This window comes from Streptomyces hygroscopicus subsp. hygroscopicus (assembly GCF_001553455.1).
GTDB lineage: Bacteria > Actinomycetota > Actinomycetes > Streptomycetales > Streptomycetaceae > Streptomyces > Streptomyces hygroscopicus.
This window is the reverse complement of sequence record NZ_BBOX01000554.1, coordinates 1-2,402: the sequence shown is the minus strand read 5'-3', so window position 1 is coordinate 2,402 and position 2,402 is coordinate 1. Positions and strand designations below refer to the sequence as shown.

Genomic DNA, 2,402 nt, shown 5'->3' with positions numbered 1-2,402 from the left:
CCCCACTTCCCGTACCGTCGACCTGCCCACCTACGCCTTCCAACACCAGAGCTACTGGATGAACGCCTCGGGGGCGGTCGGTGACCCGAGCGACCTCGGGCTGGTCGCCGCGGACCATCCGTTGCTGGGCGCCGCCGTGGAGCTGGCCGATGGAAGCACCCACCTGCTCACCGGGCGTATCGCCGCCGGTGGCGGCAACGGCTGGCTCGGCGAGCACATCGTGGCGGACGCCGTCCTGGCCCCGGGGGCGGCGTTGGTGGAGTGGGTGCTGCGGGCGGCCGACGAGGTCGGCTGCGGTGGGATCGAGGAGCTGGCGCTGCACGTCCCGTTGGTGCTGCCGGAGTCGGGCGGGCTGCGGGTCCAGGTGGTGGTGGGTGCCGAGGCGGAGGACGGGCGCCGCGAGGTGCGGGTCTACTCACGCCCGGACGGCGAGGCCGACACGGGCACCGAAGTGGGCTGGGTGTGCCACGCCGAGGGGGTGCTGAGTCCGGCGCCGGACGGCACGGATCAGCCGGCCGGGGGACTGGGCGGCGCGTGGCCTCCGGCAGGTGCGGAGCCGGTGGACCTGGATGGCTTCTACGAGCATGCTGCCGCCTCGGGTTATGCGTACGGCCCCGCGTTCCAGGGGCTGCGTGCGGTGTGGCGGGACGGCGCGGACCTCCTGGCCGAGGTGACGCTGCCCGAAGCGGCGGGGGACACGGACGGGTTCGGCATCCACCCGGCCCTGCTCGACGCGGCCCTGCACCCGGCCCTTCTGCTCGACACCGGATCCGAGCGGGAGCGGGACGGTGGCCGGGTGTGGCTGCCGTTCGCCTGGAACGGGGTGTCGTTGTGGGCCGCCGGAGCGAGCACCGTACGGGTTCGGCTGTCCCCGCGTCGGGACGGGGCGGCGGGTGAGCGCGGGCTGCGGCTGGTGGTGGCGGATGCCGTGGGCGACCCCGTACTGACGGTCGACTCCTTGGTGACGCGTCCGGCGGCCGTGAACCAGTTACGGGCTGGGGCGCGGCGTGGCGTGGCCGGTCTGTTCGCCCTGGACTGGGTCCCGCTGCCGCAGCGGGCAGGTGTTGACGGGCCGGACTCCGAACGCGGCGGCTGGGCGGTCTTGGCAACCGAGGGCGCGCGTCCGGATCTGGAGGGGTTCCTCGCCGGGCTCGATGGCGACCGGCCGGTCCCGGACGTGGTTCTCGCCCCGTTCCCGCGCTCGGGCGCCGATGCCGTGGCCGATATGGCGGCCGACGGTCTGGCGGTGGCGGGACGAGCACTGGAACTGGTGCGGGGGTGGCTGGCCGAACCGCGGCTGGAGGATGCCCGGTTGGTGGTGGTGACCCGTGGCGCGGTCGCCGTGACCGACGCCGACGCCGAGGGTGGTACGGACGTGGCCGCTGCCGCGCTGTGGGGTCTTCTGCGGAGCGCCCAGGCGGAGAACCCGGGGCGTTTTCTTCTGCTCGACCTCGACCTTCACATGGACCTGGGCCTGGACCTCGGCTTCGGTGCCGGCCCGGCGTCGGGCGTTTCCGGGGACGGGGTGCGGAACGCCGTCGCACAGGCGCTGGACATGGACGAGCCGCAGCTGGCCGTACGGGATGGCCGAGCGTGGGTGCCGCGGCTGATCCGGGCCACCGCTGACGGCGGCCCGGGGGCGCCGAGCAGCGCGGTGGCGCTCGATCCTGACGGGACGGTGCTGGTGACGGGTGGCACCGGCACCCTGGGCGGCCTGCTGGCCGAGCATCTGGTGCGGACGTGGCGGGTCGGCCGGCTGCTGCTGGTGAGCCGTCGCGGGCCGGACGCTCCAGGGGCTCGCGACCTGGCCGTCCGCCTGGAGGAACTGGGCGCGCGGGTGCGGATCGCCGCCGTGGACGTCACGGACGCGTCGGCGGTGGCCGAGCTCGTGGCGGGGATCGATGGCGAGCACCCGCTGACCGGTGTCATCCATGCCACGGGGCTTCTTGACGACGCGGTGATCACCTCACAGAGCCCCGAGCGGCTGGCCCGGGTGTGGGCGGCCAAGGCGACGGGCGCGGCCCATCTGCACACCGCCACGGCGCATCTTCCGCTCCGTCTGTTCGTGATGTTCTCGTCGGCCGCCGGGGTCATGGGCAGCCCCGGACAGGCCAACTACGCCGCCGCCAACGCCTTCTGCGACGCCCTCGCAGCCCACCGCCGGGCCCTCGGCCTCCCGGGGCTTTCGGTGGCCTGGGGGCTGTGGGCCCAGGCCAGCGGGATGACCGGCAAGCTCGCGGCGACGGACCGGGCCCGGATGACCCGCTCGGGCATCGCCGCGCTGTCCAGCGAGAAGGCGCTGGACCTGCTCGACGCCGCCTGTGCACGGGGAGGCCCGCTCTGCGTCGCCGCCGATATCAGCACGGCGGGGGTGGCGCGTCAGGACCTTCCGGCGGTGTTGC

1 protein-coding gene is annotated in these 2,402 nt (G+C 74.6%); it reads left to right on the top strand.

The features are described from left to right. Positions 1-2,402: type I polyketide synthase (locus AXW62_RS38530; RefSeq protein WP_159061074.1), on the top strand; the 2,402-nt coding region annotated here is incomplete at both ends.